Below are 19,051 nucleotides of genomic sequence, written 5' to 3' on the forward strand. Positions count from 1 at the left end.
CGCACCTGATTCTCCTTAATTACAGGCCTCAAAGATGTTCGAGCAGCCCAGCCAGTTGACCGCCACTTCGGCCAGGTCATACAAATCCACCCTGCAGTCGCGGTTATTCCCGCCGATCCCGTTCGGCCCGGCAATATCACCGTAGAAATAATAACCGCCCGCTTCAATCGATGCACGGCACGAATCCGTATTCAAAGTCACCTGAACCGTATCGGTGGAGGTAAACTGTCCGTCATTCACCGTCAGCTGGAATATATACGGTTCCGCCGAACCTTCTTCGGTCGTATTCGCCAGTTCTGTCAGGGTTACCGTTGTTACGGCTGCATTGGGATTGGCAATTGTCACCGCAGGTCCCGCCGTCTGTTCCCACAGATAACTGAGCGGTCCCGGCTGACCGTCATCCGTCGAAGTGCTTCCATTGAGTGTCACTACCACACTCGGCTGGCCGCCCAGCCACCGATACTGATCAGCCCCTGCATTCGCCGTCGGCGGCACATTCGTCGAAGCCGTGAATGTCCAGAACGCAAGAGGAACTGTGTTTGGATCGCTTTCGATAACCCAGGTGTATTTGACCCCATCGGTCAGAGAGGGCATCGGACAGCTGCTGGCCGCACCCGGATTCGTTTCTGTATAGATGTTCGTCAGCAGGTTTTTGTACGTGTCCGGTGAAAGGATTGTATTGGGGTCATTTGGATTTTCCACCGGAGCCCCAAACCAGACCTTCACCCAGTTCAGAGAATTCGTCGCATTCTCCCACGACAGTTCCGTATCATATCCAATCACCGCTACGCCGTTATCCGCCGGATGCGGATTATGCGGCTCATCCAAGAAGCGTACCGCATCAATGTAGTACGGCCCGGCTGTGGAACAGTTAAAAGACAGGTTAATCTGGAAATAAGTCGCCCCTGTCAAATTATAGTTGGAAATGTCAATGGTCACCGTCCGGAACATATCCCCGTCCCAGGCACCCCAGTCCACCGGTGCGGGCCCGCCTGTCAGACGATTGGTCCAGTTTGCCGTGGTGGTTGTATATTCCACCCATCCGCCGCCGGGCGCATTGCTCTGCAGGGCAATTTTCTCGCAGAACCGCGTCCACGGCTGAGTCGGCCAATCCGCCGCAAAGCAGGTAATATCAATCTGAAGTTTCCCCAGACGAGTCGGCACAGACGGAGCCACCCAGCGCAGGGGCCAGAAATTCGTCCCGTTATGATACACCCTCAAGCATTGAGAACCCGATGTCACCGCACCCGGCTGTGTACTCAAACTGAGAGTCGGAGCAGGAGACCCCGTCGCCACAAAACCATCCAAACCGGTTTCAAAATCCGCCAACATAACCGCATAGCCGGCAGACACCCAGCCCAAAATCATCAACGCCGCCAAACATTTCCTCATAACCACTCTCCTTTCCTAAATTGATGAATAGAACGTTGATTTGGCAAATTTTCGACACCTACGACATGTCAAAGTGATGATGCGCATTTTCGTTCCTTACTATTACCCATCCCGTTTCATTGTACAATTATCCGAAAACCCCCCTTTCAAGTCAACCCAAAAACCTTAAAAAAAGCCAAAAATAATATTTGCGTAAATATTTGTTTGATTTTTAAAAACTCCCCTTGTATAGTCCGATAGCATCTTCGTTTCTCCTCAAGATGCGGGGGAGGACAAAGAACTCTTAAGTCGTTGAATCAAAAAAACTTGTATTCTGGAACAACAATACTATAAATGTCCACAATAAACATAGATTAGAATCCTTATTCTGGAGGTCAGTCATGAGACAAACTAAAGTCCAGAAATTATTTTTTGCGGTATATTCAATCCTCCTTCTTTTGAATATCGGCTGCCGTCCCACACAAAGGACGTTCCTGTCCCCTTCTCCTTCAGCAGAAGAGTTGGCTGCCGTTAAGCAGGCCCTTCAGCAAACTTTTGAACAGGCCCAGAGAAAGCAGATTCCATCAGAACTGGGGTTGATTCTCGAACGGTCTTATCCCTATCATCCGCCCCGTTATGTTCTTGTACTCCCCCACCGAGCCGCCGTTTCCAAAGATGACCTGCGGACCTACTGTCGATTTATTCCGGGTGAATCCTTCATTTTGACCGCCTGCGACAAAACCAGCCCTGACGGCATCCTGTGCATCTTCTCGACCCACGCCGTGTATTTCCTCTCCGGCAAAGCATACGCCTGCCTGATGAACCGTCCTTCTTTGTACAGCGCCTTTCCCGACCCTCCGAAAGCCGCCGTCTTTCTGTATGAACAGCTGGCCGATTTGCCCCTTCAGGACACATCCAATGAAACCATCATCACAGCTCCCGATGGGTGGACAATCCGTCTTTCAAAGCAATCCGGAATCCCGGATTGCCTCGACGCCGTCCTGTCCTATTTGAAAGAACCCGCATCTCTCCCGCAAACCGCAAAACCGCCCCTGGAGTTTATCAAGGGGCACACCCTTCTCGTGCCTCCGCTGACGAACAACACAGTTGATTCTTTCCAGGAATCCGTGCGAACAATGGCCCAAACCAACGCCGACTACGTCTGTCTGGCCGTAATGGCTGATATGGAAACCTTCAATACCCCTCAAATCCTCTGGGGGCCGTCGATTGGATTCTCGGACGAAATGCTCTGTCAAGCCATCGAAATCGCCCGCCGAAATCGGCTGAAAATCATTCTGAAACCGATGGTCAACTGCCGCGATACCATCTGGCGGGCCTGGATTGATTTTATCAAACAGGACGGAAGTCAGGACCTGGCCGCCTGGCAGACCTGGTGGGAAGAGTATCGGTCTTTCATCCTTCACTATGCCGACATCGCCCAAAAAACCCAATGCGAAATGCTTTGTATCGGCTGTGAGATGAACTCCACGGAAACCTTCGAGCAGCAATGGCGTGAATTAATCAGCCAAATCCGAAAACGCTACAGCGGCCTCCTCACATATAACGTCAATCACGGACGGGGCGATTCCGTCCGTTTCTGGGATGCACTGGATGTAATCGGAATGAGCGGATACTACCCACTCGGTTCTTTTATGCAGCAGGCCGGGATTGAAGGGGTCGAACAGCCTGATTTCCAGCCGACCCTCGAACAGCTCAAGACCGCCTGGCTTCCCGTCCGGAAAGAACTTCAGGAACTCTGCCGAAAATGGCAAAAACCCCTTTTCTTTATTGAGATCGGAGTCTGCAGTGCCAAAGGCGTTTCGCGAACTCCCTGGCAGCATTCGACTCCGGAATTAATCTATGACGGACAGGAACAGGCAGACTTTTATCAGGCCGCTTTTGAAATCTTTTGGGATCAGCCCTGGTTTATGGGATTTACCTGGTGGGCCTGGCCTTCGTTTCTTTATCCGTGCGAACAGGCTTCTTATCAGGTCAATTTCGAAATCTACTGCAAACCTGCAGAAGACATCGTCAAACAATGGTACAGCAAAAACAGACCTTTCTCTTTCCAGGCAGAATAATGCAATTGCCCGCTTTTCTTTTTATCCTGTCGTCCGTTATCTGGAATGCCGGCTGCAGCCGCAGTCCGCAATTGTCCGAGGGCACGCCGCTGAGTCATCCGCTCCCTGCTGCATCCGCCTGCCTCTCAGACGGCCCTTCCGACCCCAATGCATCGCCTCAAGCTGCCGCGCTGTACCGCAATCTCAAACTCCTCTCCGGCCGTGCCGTTCTCTTCGGTCACCATGAAACGCTCGCTTACGGCATCGGCTGGAGGAATCATAACTGGGACAGCGACATTGCCCGGGTCTGCGGAGACTACCCGGCGGTTTTCGGCTGGGACCTCGGAGAAATCGGACGTCCGGCCAACATTGACCATGTTCCCTTCGACCGAATGAAAAACTGGATTCGGCAGGTTTATGAAAAAAACGGCATCAACACCATCAGCTGGCATATGCGAAATCCCGCCACCGGCGGCAGCTCGTGGGATACAACCCCCGCCGTCTCCCGGCTCCTGCCGGGCGGCGACCTTCACGAAACCTACCGCCGGACACTCGAGCTGGCCGCTGCATTCCTCGACATCCGCGGCCCGAACAACGAACCGATTCCCATCGTCCTGCGGCTTTTCCACGAACACAACGGAGACTGGTTCTGGTGGGGACGGAAGACCTGCACCCCTGAGGAATTCATCCGCCTGTGGCGGTTTACGGTCGACTACTTCCGAAACGAAAAGCAGATGCACCAGTTCCTTTACGCCTACAGCCCCGACATTTGCAAAAGCCCGCAGGATTACCTCGAACGCTATCCCGGTGATAAGTACGTTGATATCCTCGGAATGGATAATTATTACCATTTTCGCAATGGAGAGGTGCTCGAACAGGCCGTCCGCGACCTTCAACTGCTTGCCCGAATCGCCGCAGAAAAAAACAAACCCGCCGCCCTCACTGAAACAGGCGTCAACAAAATGCCCGACCCAAACTGGTTCACACAAGTCCTCCTTCAGGCCATGACCGCTGATGAATCAACCCGCCGAATCGTTTGGGTTTGTCTCTGGAGAAACGAAAGCCCCCGCCACTTCTTCGCCGTCTATCCGGAGCATCCGGCCGCCGAAGACTTTCGGGCCTTCTATGCCCATCCCTTCACATTGTTTCTGAGCGAGATGCCTGAAATGTACCGATAAATCCGAGCTTTTAGAGAAGCCCCTCCTTCTGCAGCCAGGTCTGATTTCGCTCAATTAACTCGATCCGCTGCTGCACACACTTGCTTGTTCGTCCGCCGTCTTCCGGCGTATTCAGCGTGTAGTCCACCAGTGCCTCCAGCGGACAGGTTGCCACATGCAGCCGTGTATCCGACGAACCGTAATAAAGGTAAACAGTCCCTTCGTCATCCAAAATCCAACCGTTGCTGAACAGCACATTGGAAACATCGCCGACTCGTTCCGACCCCCGCGGGGCCAGCAGATATCCCCCCGGACGATGAGTCACTTTCCACGGACACGTCAAATCCGTCATAAAAACATACAAAACATACCGAAGCCCCGCCGCCGTATTGCGCACGCCGTGGGCCAGATGCAGCCAGCCGTATCGGGTCTTTATGGGAGCCGGCCCCAGCCCGTTTTTGACTTCCTGAATCGTATGGTACCGCTTTTCATCGACGATGATTTCCTCCGTGAGAACGGCTTCTTCGATGCTCCGGCAGGTCCCCCAGCCGATTCCGCCGCCGGAGCCGGTCTGAATAAATCCGTCCTGAGGCCGGGTATAAAACCCATAACAGCCGTTGACAAACTCCGGATGCAGCACCACATTCCGCTGCTGCGGCGAGGGGGTTTTCAGATTCGCCAGCCGCTCCCATTTCTTCAAATCCTTCGTCCGTGCAATCCCCGCCTGAGCCACGGCGGACGAGGTATCCTCCGGCGGAGCCGCAGGGTCCTTCGACTCCACACAAAACAGCCCGTAAATCCAGCCGTCTTCGTGTGCCGTCAGCCGCAAATCATACAAATTCGTCTCGGACTCATCCAGTTCCGGTATCTCTACAGGCCGCTCCCAGAAGCGAAATCCTTCGATTCCCGATTTGCTCTCGGCAATCGCAAAAAAAGATTTGCGGTCCGCCCCTTCCACACGAGCCGCCAGCAGAAACGAATCCCCTATCCGGATGGCGCCGGCATTAAATACGGAGTTCACGGACAGCCGTTCCAGCAGGAACGGATTGTGCTGCGGGTCAAATTCATACCGCCACGACGGAGGAATATGGTCCCGCGTAAGCACCGGATGCAAATAGCGATGAAACAGTCCTTCTTCCTCTGCCGGACGATTTTTCCGCTCAATCAGCTGATTATACTTTTCATAAAGACGGCGAACCGCCTGGGGGTAATTGTCAATTGTCTTCATCGTACTGTCTGTCCGTTCAAAACACGTTCCTTCAAAATCATTTCCAGCCGCTGAATGGTCTCCATACAGGCCCGGCTGTTGTGATACGGGCACTTCCACTCCGAAACCTTCGGCATGGACAAATCGGGCTTTCGCCGTGCATCCAGCTTCCAGAACCACTCGCCGTAGGTCCGGTCAATCTGATAATCTTCAATAAACCGCCACAGTCTCCACGCCGCCTCCAGATACTCCTGTCGGCCGCTCAGCTGACAGGCATTCAGAAAGCCGACCACCGCTTCCGCCTGGCACCAGAAATGCTTTTCCGCATTCGTTCGGCCTTTTTCATCCCGCTCATACAGCACACTGCCGTCCGCATCAAGTCCCTCCCGCAAAACCGCTTCCGCAATCTCCAGCGAAACCGACGCGGTCTGCGGCCCCCGCTTTTCCTCCCCAAGCACCTGAGCCGCTCGGTACAGCAGCCAGCTGCCTTCAATATCATGCCCAAACGAAACACGTCGGGTCAGCCATTTCCAGTCCCGCTCAAAAAACAGACCAAAATGATGCGTCTGACCGTCGAGAATAAACCGCTGGAAAATCTCGAGAAGCTCCTCCAGCCGCCTGCCGACCTTCCCAACAGGCCGAACCGAATACAATTCCGTAAAGGCCTCCAGCAAATGCAGGTGTGCATTCATCGATTTGGGGGCCACCAAATCCCCCTCACTAAGCTGCTGTTTGGCCGCCAGGGTCCAGTCCCGCTCCATCACCTCCCAATAGCCCTCATACTCTTGATCCAGAGCCTGTTTCTCCAACCGCTCAAAAACCTCCATCGCCATCGCCAAGGCCTTCGAGGTTTGCGTCAAACGATAATACTCCGCAAGTCCGTAAATCAAAAACGCCTGCCCGTAGGTTTTCTTCTGCACCTGGAGCGGGCCTTCCGCTCCAACCTGCCAGTAGGCCCCTCCGTACCGTTCATCCCAGAAATCTCTTCGCAAAACCTCAAAGGCATCATGGGCCATCGCCTCACACCGGCTGTCTCCCAGAAAGCGAGCCAGTGCCGAAAAGGTCCACAAAAGCCGCGTATGGAGAATCAGCCCCTTCGGCGCTTTTTCATCCACCACCAAATCATTGCTCATCCAGCCGACAAATCCGCCGTTCTTGCCGTCCCGCAGATGCGTCAGCCAAAACGGCAGAATATTCCCGTTCAGCTCCTTCTCGACTTGCTTTAAAAACTGCCTGATTGTCGCTTCATTCATCGCTTCTCTCTCTTATCCCGCTGCAGGCTCAACAGATTCCACTTCGTCTCCCAGACGATCGTACCAGTTCCGCTTCAGAAAAATCGACGTTGCCGCCAGCACCGCCCCTGAAATCCAGAATCCCTTCCAGTGCCGCAGCACAAAATAAAACGGCAGCGTGCACAAACTCAGTTGCCAGACAATCCCAACCGCTGCATTCACCATATCCTGCCGAAAACAGCGGTTCGGGACAAATGCAGGATTTTCCTCTTGAACAGCCCGCAAGACGGGTCCCCAGAATCCCCACGGACGCGTGCGGACATAAAACCGCTTCAGCACCTCCGGGCCATCCGCTCTGGTCATCAGAGAAACCCCGATGGAGGCCGCCAGACTGATGCCGAACAGAAGCGGGAACGTATACAAAGACGGACGCCCCGGCAGAATCAGCGGAAAGACCAGCGACGCCGCCAGTCCGGCCGCCATTCCGGCAAAATATCCATACCCGTTAAACCGCCACCAGTGCCACTTGAGCACATTCGGCGCGATATACCCGCCGTACAGCCCCGCGACAATCCACTCACAGATCTGATGAATCGACTTGGCCGTAAATCCCACCCCGATTCCCGCCAGAACAATCAGCAGGGAACTGATATAACTCATCCGAACCAGCCGCTTGGACGAAGCATCCGGCCGAATATACCGCTGATAAAGGTCTTTGACCACATAGGAAGCGCCGGCGTTCACCGTGCAGTCAAACGTGCTCATAAACGCCGCCAGCAGACCCGCCAGCACAAACCCCAACAGACCGCTCGGAACAAAATGATTCAGCACATACGGCATCACTTGTTCAAAATCCACCCGCGAGCCCATCTCATTCAGCGTCTGCCGATAAAACACCAGCCCAAGCACTCCAATGGAGGCCACCATCAGATACCGCGGCACAAAGAGCGCCACACAGGTAAACCAGCTCATCAGCCCGGCCTCCCGGGGGTTCCGCGTCGCCAGAATCCGCTGCATATCATAATTCGGCGCTGGTCCTGCCATGCTGGCCGGAATCCCCTTAAAAAGCATCAGCAGCACAAAAACCGTAAAATACTCCCAGCCGTCCTGAGCAATCTTGGCATTGCCCGCCTCCAGCAGCCCTGACCAGTCCAGATTCAGTTTCCAGCCGAAAAACAAATCCGCCCAGCTGGCCGGAACAGAGGCCGCAATCTGACCGGCGGTCGTTCTCGTCATAGCAATCCAGGCAATACAGACACCCGAGGCGGTCAGAATGGCGTACTGAAGCAAATCCGTCACCACCACGCTGTACATCCCGCCGGCAATCACATACACTGTCGTAATTCCCATCAGGACAATCGCATAAACCGAAGGCGGCCAATCCCAGGGGAAAAAGACCGCGGCAAATTTGCCGATTCCCTGAAACGAATACGCCAGCATACTCACCACGCTCACCAGCGCAAAGACGACTACGCTTAAATGGGATAAAGTCGCCCCCGTTCCCTGACCGAACCGAAACCCAATCCATTCGGCCCCGGTCATCACTCCGGAACGCCGCAGCCATCGGGCCAGATAAATCATCAAAAATACCTGATTGAAAATCGGCCACAGCCACGGAATAAATACGCTTTTCATCCCGTAGATGAAAAAGAAGGTCACCAGCCACATCGTGCCGGTTATATCAAACATCCCCGATGCATTGGCAATCCCCAACAGCGGATACGGTATCCGATTGCCCCCCAGAAAATAGGAATGAATGCTCTGGCCCGCCCGCCGCGAGCACAGAAACCCGATTGCCAGCACGCTCACCAGATACAAAACAATTATGCCGATGTCAATTGCTGTAAACTTCACTTGTTTTCCCGTATCAATGCTTCAAAAAAAACAGAAAATCCCTCTCACCGAAAACAAACACGGAACTCCCTGCCCTGAGGACGGCTTTAACGAATCCTCCCTCGGCACCGGAAAAACCGAATAGAGCCCACGGAGGCAGCCGGTTAAAACGGCCACGAATAAATCAGCGTTTCCTCCGGCAGCACATTCTGAAGATGCCCGTCCACAAACACCGCCTTGGAATATCCCAGATACCCGTCGGCATCCTTAGCACGATGAAAACTGCCCATGCAGTCCACAAACGTCGGCGGCACCTTATATTTTCCGCCTGCATTATCAATCGTGGCCTTCGCCGCCGCCGGATTGATGCTGTACAGCAGACAGTCATTCAGAGGCGTCTGCGAAGAAACCCGTACAGTAAACCCTGTATAAAGCGGACGCGGATTGGAACTGGGAAGCGTATAGGGGTTTTCCTCTCCGTACGCAAAGACCTGAGAGGGAGACTTCACCTGAGTAATCCTTCTGGCAAAGACAGAGGCCCTCAGATACCCCAACGGTCCCAAAAAAGGATTCTGAGAATACGTAAACTGCGGCACAACCGGAATCGCCGGATTGTGCGTGCCCAGCCCGCGGGCACAGTTGCTCTTCTGGAGGGCAATCCGCTTAAAGGCCGGACAGGCACGAACCCGATCATCCGTCAGATACCGGATAATCAGTCCATCCGGAATAATAGCCGCATTGTGCCAGACACAGTCAAAATTCATCAGCGAACTCGAACTGACCGGAAACGGACTGGCCGGGTCATTCCGCACCAGATTCATCAAAAGCCAGTCTTCTGCATCCGGAAATGTCCCGTTATTGTCATTGCAGTACGCAGTCATTCCAATCCCAAACTGCCGCAGGTTGTTCTCACAAAGAACCTCCTGCGCCCGCTCTTTAGCAATTTTCAAAGACGGCATCACAATCGTCAGCAGCAGGGCGATGATGGCAATCACCACCAGCAATTCAATTAAAGTAAATCCGTTTTTGCGACTCATAACAATCTCCTTAAACAGAGCCGTCTTCCGTTTTCCCAAAACCCCTCTTCCTTACCAACTTCACTATAGAAAGACGAACAAGTAATGTCAATAAAAAATATTTGCGTTAATATTTGCCCTTCCATTTTTATTTGCCGCTCAGTTCCTTCCGCCGCCGGGGGAAAGCTTGTCTTTCTGACATCTTATACTAAAACCTGCATTGCACGTAAGTAATTGAAAAAGAAAACATTATATATCTTTCCTTCTCAAAAAAACCGTTGTCAAGACAATACACCTCCTCTATGTCCTGATATATTGTTTCTCCTTTTGCGGTAAAATCCGCAAATTTCCTCAAATAGTTGTTTGCCAAAAAACGACAAATCGATAGGATATTCAAGAGAATCTGAAATTCTGTACCCAGGAAGATATCCAAATTACAATGAAACCGAGAACACAAGTCAGCTTAAAACAAATCGCCGCCGAAACCAACCTGTCTATTTCGACGGTCTCCCGCGTCCTGCGCAACAAAGGGGAAATCTCTGAAGAAACCCGACAAAAAGTCCTTGAGTGCGCCAAAAAACTCAATTACCGCCCCAATCTTCTCATCCAGGGAATCCAGACGGGACGAACCGGAAACATCGGCATTATGGTTCCCCCTTTCGATGAACACTGGTCCCGCGTTATCGAAGGCATTCACGATACCCTCGTCGAATACGACTATGCCGGGATTATGCTTTGGGACAGCTGCTTCGGCAAAATCCTCTCTCAGAAAGAAAAAGAAGCCTTTATGCTCAAACAAATGCACCGTCTCATCGACCGCCGGGTGGACGGCGTCATCCTCTGGCCCCGCGTCAGCGAAGTGTACGGAGCGCATCTGGATGAACTCGAATCCAGAAATCTTCCTGTCGTCACCATCGATCACGAACTGGATTTTTCAGACTCCGTCATCACGGATGAACGGCTCGGGGCTGAACTGGTCGCCCAGCACCTTTATCAGCTCGGCCACCGGCGAATTGCTCATCTGTCCGGCCATCAGGAGTGGACCTGGGCCAAACTCCGCCGTCGCTACTTCGAAGAAGCCCTCTCCGCCTACCCTGATGTCACCTACATCCTCCAGGTCGGCTCCGACTTCGTCGAGGAAATTCCCCCGCTTATCCGCCAGATGCTCGAAAAAAAACCCACTGCCGTCTTCTCCTTCTCCGACTGGGCCGCATTCGAAATCTATAAAGTTGCCGCCGAAATGGGGCTGCGCATCCCCGATGACCTTTCTGTTGTCGGCTACAGCGACTCCAACAGATTCTCCCAGCTGATTCCGCCCCCGCTGACCACCGTGCGGCAGAAGTCCCGCCAAATCGGGATTGAAGCCGCCCGTATCCTGATGGAGCGTCTCAGCGGCAAAGAAAAATCCGCCAAGCGGGTGCGGACAGTCATCGACTGCGAACTGGTCATAAGAAAATCCACACGCGCCATTTAAAAATCTTTCTTGCTCTCTCCGGCAAAACTCGTTACAACAACAAATGACAATATTTGCGTAAGGAGTTTTGCCATGAAAACTGTTCTCGCTGCCTTCTTCTGCGGTCTGCTGTCTCTGACTCAAGCTCAGAAATTTGAAGGGCTGGCCCCGACTCCCCCGATGGGCTGGAACACCTGGAATACCTTTGCCGGCAACATCAGCGAATCCCTCATCAAAGAAATCGCTCAGGCCATGATTGATTCCGGAATGCAGAAGGCCGGCTACGTCTATATCATCATCGACGACTGCTGGAGCGCCAAAGAACGCGATGCCGACGGAAACCTCGTCGCCGATCCAGCCAAATTCCCAAGCGGGATGAAAGCCCTCGGAGACTGGCTTCACGAAAAGGGATTTAAGTTCGGCATTTACGGCTGTGCCGGACGAAAAACCTGCGGCGGCTACCCGGGCGGACGCGGCCATGAATTCCAGGACGCCCGAACCTATGCATCCTGGGGCGTGGACTATCTCAAATATGACTGGTGTGAAACCGGAACCGCCGATGCACGCGAAACCTACAAAATTATGCGGGACGCCCTCTATGCCGCCGGACGCCCCATCGTTTTCAGTATGTGTGAATGGGGCCAAAACAAACCCTGGGAATGGGCACAGGAAGTCGCCCACCTCTGGCGAACCACCGGCGACATCGGCCCCTGCTGGGACTGCAAACCCAAAAAAGAATGGGAAAACAGCATCAAAAGCATCCTCGACCGGCAAGTCGGTCTCGAAAAATACGCCGGTCCCGACCACTGGAACGACCCGGACATGCTCCAGGTCGGCTGTGAAGGACTCTCCCTCGAAGAATCCCGCTCCCATTTTACCCTGTGGTGCATCCTGACCGCCCCTCTCATTGCAGGCAATGACGTGCGGAATATGAACCCCGAAATTCGAGACATCCTCACCAATCGTGAGGCCGTCGCCGTCAATCAGGACCCGCTCGGCAAACAGGGCTTCCGATTCTTCTGTGCCCCTGAAAAAGAAATCTGGGCCAAAGAATTGTCCAACGGAGACTGGGCGGTCTGCCTGCTCAATCCCGCCAATCAGCCCGCCGAAATGACCCTCCCGTGGAATGACCTGACGTTCCTCAGAGGCACCTTCCGCGTTCGAAACATCTGGAGCAAAAAAGACCTCGGCACCACCGAAGAGATCTTCCGCGGAAAAATTGCCCCTCACGGGGTCGCCTTTTTCCGACTGAGCCCTATCACCCCGTAAATTCATACGGACAAAAGATTATTTCGTATTTCTGCCGGGAATATAGCCTCGGACAAGAAACTTATAATCATCCGAGTTTGTATTCGTATAGGAAAACCAGGTCCGTTTCGGATCGGCTGCTGCGGCAATAATATCCGGGTCTGTCCAGGTATGAATCTCCCCGTGCCCGTCTGCATAGCCGAAGCCGCTGCGTTTGCGATGCCAAATCGCCAGCGTATCACTCTGCGGCGGCATCCGCTCCATCAAAAAGTTCCAGCTGCCCATCAGCCAGCCCCGGTTATCCGTGGATTCAATAAAAACAAACTTTGAACCCGGCAGAACAATGTCCGTCATCTTTTTGACAGCCCGCCGGTCATTGGTCGGGTTCCACGCATTCAGCATATCCGAAACGGAATAACTGCAGTAGGAATAATTGTCCGGATACGGATTGGCATCCTGACCGCTCAGCCCGTTCGGCACCAGAATTCGGCTCAAATCCCCCGGACAATGGTAGGCCGTCGGGTCGCCCACATAATCAAAAAGAGCCCCTCGCATAATCCCCAGCTTCTTATGCTCCAGGGTAGGAGGACAAGGGGCCTGCGACGGCTCCCCCATATAATGATAGGTTTCATCCTGCGGGCAGTCCACCCAATACGGCGGACGGTTCCCGAGGGTTCTCAAATCCAGCCCCTGCTGACCGGGATAACGGGGAACATCTCCATTCACCAGCTTGGACTGATTATTGTTCGCATAGGAATGATAGGCCTTCGAAAGTCCATTCAGGTTCGCCAGGCAAACCGCCATATGCGCCTGTATCCTTGCCCCCTTCAAGGCGGGAATAAGAATCGAAACCAGAAGCGACAGGATGGCAATCACTACCAGCAATTCGATCAGCGTAAATGCCGTCCGAATCTTCATATCTACCCCTTTCCCGCTCAGTCGCTTCCTCATCTCCTGCAGGATTCACTTTACACAGACCGAAAGAAAAAATTAATAATAATATTTGCGAAAATACTTGCACTAAAAAATTTTTCGCTTCCCTTGCCCCAACTCAAATCCTTCCCTATAATATCTCCAATTCGTACCGGAACCGGAGAAAACGTTTTTCAAGAAAGGATTCACAGATGGCACGCCTGACCGAACAAGTCCAAACCGCCGATTGGAAAAGCGAAAAGCATGTTCCTGTAATCGAAGCCCCGGACAAGGTCAAAGCAGACGAAATCTTCCGTGTCACCGTCAGCATCGGAAAAGAAATTGCCCACCCGAATAAAACCGAACACCATATCCGGTGGATTTCCCTCTATTATCAGGAAAATGGCGGAAAATACCCCCGCCAGGCAGCCCATGTTGAGTTTACCTGCCATGGCGAATCCATCGAAGGTCCGGACAAAGGCCCCCTGTTCACGCACCACGAAGCAACGGCCGCTTTGAAGATTTCCAAGTCCGGCACGCTTTACGCTCTGGCCTACTGCAACATTCACGGACTCTGGCAGTCAGAAAAACCCATAACGGTCGTCTAAAGAGCCGCTTTCCTTTCTAAAAGAGACTCAAGCAGGGATTCTCTGGTTGACAATCAGAGAAAATATCGATACTTTTTTCACTTTACGGCCTCTTCAGGCCGTTTTCTCTTTGCATCCAGATTTACAGAATAGGTTCAACGATTAAAAATAGGGAGTTTCGAATGCCGAAAGTGACATTGATTAAAGGGGATGGAACAGGTCCCGAATTAGCCGAAGCAGCACGACGATGCATCGATGCCCTCGGTGCCCCCATCGAATGGGATATCCAGGAAGCCGGCACGGATATTATGACAACGGCCGGTACTCCTTTGCCGGAAGCAACAATCGAATCCCTTCGAAAAAACGGCATCGGCCTGAAAGCACCCATTACCACTCCCGTCGGAACGGGCTTCCGCTCCGTCAATGTTCACCTTCGCCAGCTTTTTGACCTGTATGCCTGCGTTCGACCCTGCAAATCCTACAAAGGCGTCCGAAGCCGTTATGAAAACATCGACCTGGTCATTATCCGGGAAAATACCGAAGACCTCTACGCCGGCATCGAATTCGAAAAAGGAAAACAGGAAACCCTCGAACTGATTGACTGGCTGAACAAGCACAGTAAAAAGAAAATCAGTCCAACCTCCGGTATCAGCATCAAACCCATCTCTGTCGAAGGCACTCAGCGGATTGTGCGGTTTGCTTTTGAATATGCCCGAAAAATGAACCGAAAAAAGGTGACCTCCGTCCACAAAGCCAACATTATGAAACACACCGACGGACTGTGGCTGGAAGTCAGCCGGCAGGTCGCCGCCGAATATCCCGACATCGAATTTGAAGACCGAATTGTGGACAACATGTGCATGCAGCTGGTGCAAAAACCCGAACTGTATGATGTGATTGTCCTGCCGAATCTTTACGGAGACATCATCAGCGACCTGTGCGCCGGACTGGTTGGCGGGCTGGGTGTGGCCCCGGGAGCCAATATCGGTGAAAAGGGAGCAATTTTTGAAGCGACACACGGCAGCGCCCCCAAATACAAAGGACTCAACAAAGTCAATCCCACCGCACTGATTCTCAGCGGAATGCTGATGCTCCGGCATCTGGGATTCACAAAAGAAGCCGATAAACTCGAACAAGCCGTCGCGGCCGTCATCGCGGAAGGCAAAGAGGTCACGTACGATCTCAAGCCCGAACGGGATGACCCGACTGCCGTCGGAACTCGGCAGATGGCCGACGCCATTATTCGAAAAATCCGCAGAGGATAGTCCGTGGATTTGAGGGAACCGGTTTGAACGAAACAGCATTTCGTCAACTTGTTTCCGGCAAAGTTAAGGGAGCAGGACCGGCCCTCCTCCGAACAGCACTCAGAGCGGCCTCTTGCCCTTACGGCTGGGCGGTTTCCGTTCGAAACCGGCTGTATGACCGGGGACAGCTGGCATCGTATTCTGTACCCTGCACCGTTGTCAGCATCGGAAATCTCACGACCGGCGGCACCGGAAAAACTCCGCTGGTGATCTGGCTGGCCAATCAGCTCCTGGCGAAGGGCCGTTCCTGTGTCATTCTCACACGCGGATATCGAACCGCCCCGGATCGCTTTTCCGATGAACCGGCTCTGCTGGCCAAGGCCTGCGGCGGTGCAGAAGTTCTCGTCAACCCCGACCGAGTCCAGGCGGCTCGAAAGGCCGTCGAAAAATATCATCCGGACATTCTTCTCCTCGACGACGGCTTCCAGCATCGGCGTCTGAACAGAGACCTTGATATTCTGGCCGTAGACGCCTCCTGTCCGTTTGGGTACGGCAGACTGCTGCCGGCCGGTCTCCTGCGGGAACCTGTTTCCTCCGTCCGCCGCGCTCACATCGCCGTGATCACACGGTTTGACCTGGCCACGGAAGAACAGATTGCCGACATCGAACAAACCCTCCGCCGATTTCAGCCGAACCTGGCTATTTTTCACGCCGTCCATAAACAACGGCAGGCCCGCACGTTTCAGGGCCGCTCCATTCCGGTTGAACAGCTGGCGGGAAAAAAGACTTTTGTCTTCTGCGGCATCGGCAACCCGACCGCATTCCTCCGCAGTCTCGAGTCTCTCGGCATTATCGTATCCGGTCGGTTCCTCTTCGAAGATCATCACCCCTATACGCCGGATGATATGGATGTAATTCTTCGCCAGGCGCGCAAAAGCAATGCGGACGCAATTCTGACCACCGAAAAAGACTGGGTCAAAACCGCCCTTCTGGTCGGGCAGGAGGAACTCATTCCTTTTTATTATCTTCCGGTTGAACTGGAATTTCTGACAGACCCGGAACCGATTGTTCGTGCCGTTCTCAGACAAATTGAAGCCAAATATCAGGAGCAGAAATGAGTGTTGCACATTTGCTGAAAACCGTAACCCATCTGGGCTCTCCGACAGTGCTGCTGGCCGGCGACTTTATGCTCGACAGTTATATCTACGGCGATGCTCTTCGCATCAGTCCCGAAGCCCCTGTGCAGGTTCTGAAAGTGGTGGACCGGCAGTACTGTCCGGGCGGGGCCGCCTCCGTCGCCGCCGACATTACGACCCTCGAAGCCCGCTGCCTGTGCATTGGAACGGTGGGAGACGACAACGAAGGACGCCGGCTTCTCGAACTGCTCAGCGGACTGAAAGCCGACTGCTCCGGCCTGCTGACCGTCCGCGACCGGCCTACCATCAGCAAACAGCGCATCATCGGGCTGGCGCAGCATCGCCACCGCCAGCAGCTGCTCCGCATCGATGATGAATGCACGAATCCGTACACGGCAAGCCAGTATGAACAGCTTTTCGAGTTGTTTCAAAGCCGTCTGAACCAGTGTGATGTCGTCTGCCTCCAGGACTATAACAAAGGGCTGCTGGTCCCGGACTTTTGCCGTCGGCTGATTGAAGCCGCCCGGAAAGCGGGGAAAAAAGTTCTCGTTGACCCTCCGCTTCAGTCCGACTATTCCAAATTCACCGGTGCCACGGTCATTACGCCCAACCGCAAGGAAACGGCCGCCGCCGTGGGCTTTCCCATCGAAACCATCGAGGATGCCGCCCGGGCCGCCGCCCTGCTTCACAAACAGCTTCAGCTCGAAGCCGTTGTCATTACTCTCGATAAAGAAGGGGCCTACCTGCGCACCGATGACATCGACCAGCATATCCCCACTGTGCCGCGCGTTGTCTATGATGTCACCGGCGCCGGCGATATGATGCTGGCCGTTTTAGCCGTCACCCTCGCCGCCGGCTGCGACTGGATAACCGCCCTGCAAATCGCCAACATCGCCGCCGGACTCGAAGTGGAAAAATTCGGCGTGGCCACCGTTTCCATCGACGAAATCGTCAACGAAATCATTTCCCGCTCCAAAGGCAAAACCGGAAAAATCCGCGATGACTGGTCTGTCCTGCTCAAAGAACTCCAGCTGCGCCGCCGCCAGAAGGAAACCATCGTCTTTACCAACGGCTGCTTCGATGTGCTCCATCGCGGCCATATCGAGTACCTGAATTTCTGCAGACAGCAGGGAGATGTCGTTGTGGTGGGCCTGAACTCCGACGCCTCCGTGCGTGCCCTCAAAGGTCCGGACCGGCCCATCAATAACCAGCATGACCGAGCCGCGGTTCTGGCTGCCCTTGAATCGGTCGATTATGTCGTCTTTTTCGACGACCTCGACCCTCTGCGGCTCATTCAGCAAATCCGTCCCGATGTCCTGGTCAAGGGCGCCGACTGGGCCCAAAAAGGCGTCGTCGGACGCGAATTCGTCGAATCCTACGGAGGAGTCGTAAAACTGGCGCCTCTGGTTGAAGGCAAAAGCTCCACAAACATCATCCAGCAAATCCGCAGCGGACAATCCGGCAGCCGGCAGGAGGCAAACCCTCATGATGCAGAATAAAGCGGTCTTTCTCGACCGAGACAAGACTTTAATCGAGGACCCCGGCTATATCAACCATCCCAGCCAGGTGCGTCTGCTTCCCGGCGTCGCGCAGGCCCTAATCCAGCTGAAAAAAATGGGGTATCTGTTGGTTGTCGTCTCCAATCAGTCCGGCGTCGCCCGCGGTCTGGTCACGGAAGAAGCCCTCCAGCAGATTCACCATCAGCTCAAAAAACTCCTGGCCGATGAAGGGGCCTATCTGGATGCCATTTACTACTGCCCCTTTCATCCGGAAGGGGTCATCCCAAAGTACCGATGCGAAAGCGACCTGCGCAAACCCAATCCCGGCATGCTCCTGAAGGCCGCCCAGGATTTATCGATTGACCTGTCGCGTTCGTGGATGATTGGGGACTCCTTTCGGGATATCGAAGCGGGCATCCGCGCCGGCTGCAAAACCATCTTAATCGAATCGCCCGTTCGCCGCCTCCAGCCGGGTCCTTCCGACCCCGTCCCGGACCGAAAGGTCGCCAGTCTGCGGGAGGCCGCCAATCTGATTCGAATGCTCGAACAGCCCTCCAAGACGTCCGCTGCACCGACCGTCCAAACGTCCCCGCAGCCCGACCCGACAACGCTCTATACACCGCCGATGCCGAAAACGGAAAAGACCGTCCCAGCCCCTGAACCGCAGCCGGTCTCTGAACCGCCGCGTGTTCAGCCCCAGCCGCCCCAGGCCGCTTCCGAAGAAATCTCTTCCGCAGAAGTCGGAGCACAACAGACACTTCCGGATGAACCGAATGAAGAAACGAGTTCACTTCCTGAACAGCCGTCTTCAGAAGACATTCTGCCTCATTCTGCTCATTCGGACATTCGTTCTGTCCTTCAGGAAATCCTTCGTCTGGTTCGGCTCCAGCATCGCGAACGGATGTATGAAGATTTCTCCTTCCCGCAGATGCTGGCGATGATAACCGGCGTTTTGTCTGTTTTTTGTCTGGTTTTGAGCATCTGGCTCTGGTTTGATTCCGCCAAGTCCGCCCTTCCTGCCCAAATGACCCTCGGATATGCCGTCGCCCTGCTGCTGCTGACTGTGGTCCTGCTGCTGATTCGCAAATAAAAACAA

General features: G+C 53.9%; 15 protein-coding genes. 9 read left to right on the plus strand and 6 right to left on the minus strand.

Annotated features, from left to right (window positions below):
- Positions 1-15 precede the first annotated feature (15 nt).
- The gene (locus PKY88_06110; GenBank protein ID HOQ04768.1) at positions 16-1,392 is read right to left on the minus strand and encodes a hypothetical protein; all 1,377 of its coding nucleotides are present in this window, start codon (positions 1,390-1,392) and stop codon (positions 16-18) included.
- Positions 1,393-1,892: 500 nt separating this feature from the next.
- Here PKY88_06110 and PKY88_06115 point away from each other — a divergent pair, with 500 nt between their 5' ends.
- Together PKY88_06115 and PKY88_06120 are read left to right on the plus strand one after the other, a co-directional pair.
- Positions 1,893-3,452, plus strand: a complete 1,560-nt coding sequence (locus tag PKY88_06115; GenBank protein HOQ04769.1) for a hypothetical protein — start codon at positions 1,893-1,895, stop codon at positions 3,450-3,452.
- On the plus strand, positions 3,452-4,609 hold the full coding sequence (locus PKY88_06120; protein HOQ04770.1) for a glycosyl hydrolase: 1,158 nt from the start codon (positions 3,452-3,454) through the stop codon (positions 4,607-4,609). Before PKY88_06115 ends, PKY88_06120 begins: the two co-directional genes overlap by 1 nt.
- 10 nt (positions 4,610-4,619) lie before the next feature.
- Here PKY88_06120 and PKY88_06125 read toward each other — a convergent pair whose 3' ends face one another.
- From PKY88_06125 to PKY88_06140, 4 genes are all read right to left on the minus strand, one after another.
- Positions 4,620-5,816 carry a glycosidase gene (locus PKY88_06125; GenBank protein ID HOQ04771.1) on the minus strand — a complete coding sequence of 399 codons (1,197 nt, stop codon included), beginning with the start codon at positions 5,814-5,816 and terminating at the stop codon, positions 4,620-4,622.
- On the minus strand, positions 5,813-7,048 hold the full coding sequence (locus PKY88_06130; protein HOQ04772.1) for an AGE family epimerase/isomerase: 1,236 nt from the start codon (positions 7,046-7,048) through the stop codon (positions 5,813-5,815). Before PKY88_06130 ends, PKY88_06125 begins: the two co-directional genes overlap by 4 nt.
- Positions 7,049-7,060: 12 nt before the next feature.
- On the minus strand, positions 7,061-8,881 hold the full coding sequence (locus tag PKY88_06135; protein HOQ04773.1) for a Na+:solute symporter: 1,821 nt from the start codon (positions 8,879-8,881) through the stop codon (positions 7,061-7,063).
- Positions 8,882-9,024: 143 nt separating this feature from the next.
- Positions 9,025-9,897 carry a type II secretion system protein gene (locus PKY88_06140; GenBank protein ID HOQ04774.1) on the minus strand — a complete coding sequence of 291 codons (873 nt, stop codon included), beginning with the start codon at positions 9,895-9,897 and terminating at the stop codon, positions 9,025-9,027.
- Between the two features lie 418 nt (positions 9,898-10,315).
- On the opposite strand from PKY88_06140, the gene PKY88_06145 reads away from it, so the two are divergent.
- Complete coding sequence (locus PKY88_06145; protein HOQ04775.1) at positions 10,316-11,350, plus strand: LacI family DNA-binding transcriptional regulator; 1,035 nt, start codon at positions 10,316-10,318, stop codon at positions 11,348-11,350.
- Positions 11,351-11,422: 72 nt separating this feature from the next.
- Positions 11,423-12,598: a glycoside hydrolase family 27 protein gene (locus PKY88_06150; GenBank protein ID HOQ04776.1), complete on the plus strand. Its 1,176-nt coding sequence runs from the start codon at positions 11,423-11,425 to the stop codon at positions 12,596-12,598.
- Between the two features lie 18 nt (positions 12,599-12,616).
- Here the strand turns inward: PKY88_06150 and PKY88_06155 are convergent, their stop codons facing one another.
- Positions 12,617-13,495, minus strand: a complete 879-nt coding sequence (locus PKY88_06155) for a prepilin-type N-terminal cleavage/methylation domain-containing protein (protein HOQ04777.1) — start codon at positions 13,493-13,495, stop codon at positions 12,617-12,619.
- 206 nt (positions 13,496-13,701) lie between these two features.
- Here PKY88_06155 and PKY88_06160 point away from each other — a divergent pair, with 206 nt between their 5' ends.
- The 5 genes from PKY88_06160 (at position 13,702) to PKY88_06180 (ending at position 19,045) form a co-directional block, all read left to right on the plus strand.
- On the plus strand, positions 13,702-14,097 hold the full coding sequence (locus tag PKY88_06160; protein ID HOQ04778.1) for a class II SORL domain-containing protein: 396 nt from the start codon (positions 13,702-13,704) through the stop codon (positions 14,095-14,097).
- A 161-nt stretch (positions 14,098-14,258) separates the two neighbouring features.
- The gene (locus tag PKY88_06165; protein ID HOQ04779.1) at positions 14,259-15,341 is read left to right on the plus strand and encodes an isocitrate/isopropylmalate dehydrogenase family protein; all 1,083 of its coding nucleotides are present in this window, start codon (positions 14,259-14,261) and stop codon (positions 15,339-15,341) included.
- Positions 15,342-15,364: 23 nt separating this feature from the next.
- Positions 15,365-16,438, plus strand: coding sequence for a tetraacyldisaccharide 4'-kinase (gene lpxK, locus PKY88_06170; protein HOQ04780.1), 1,074 nt, complete (start codon positions 15,365-15,367; stop codon positions 16,436-16,438).
- Positions 16,435-17,955, plus strand: coding sequence for a D-glycero-beta-D-manno-heptose 1-phosphate adenylyltransferase (gene rfaE2, locus PKY88_06175; GenBank protein HOQ04781.1), 1,521 nt, complete (start codon positions 16,435-16,437; stop codon positions 17,953-17,955). The genes lpxK and rfaE2 overlap by 4 nt, the downstream gene beginning before the upstream one ends.
- On the plus strand, positions 17,942-19,045 hold the full coding sequence (locus PKY88_06180) for an HAD-IIIA family hydrolase (GenBank protein ID HOQ04782.1): 1,104 nt from the start codon (positions 17,942-17,944) through the stop codon (positions 19,043-19,045). The genes rfaE2 and PKY88_06180 overlap by 14 nt, the downstream gene beginning before the upstream one ends.
- The last annotated feature ends 6 nt before the right edge of the window (positions 19,046-19,051 follow it).

This window comes from Anaerohalosphaeraceae bacterium, from assembly GCA_035378985.1.
GTDB lineage: Bacteria > Planctomycetota > Phycisphaerae > Sedimentisphaerales > Anaerohalosphaeraceae > JAHDQI01.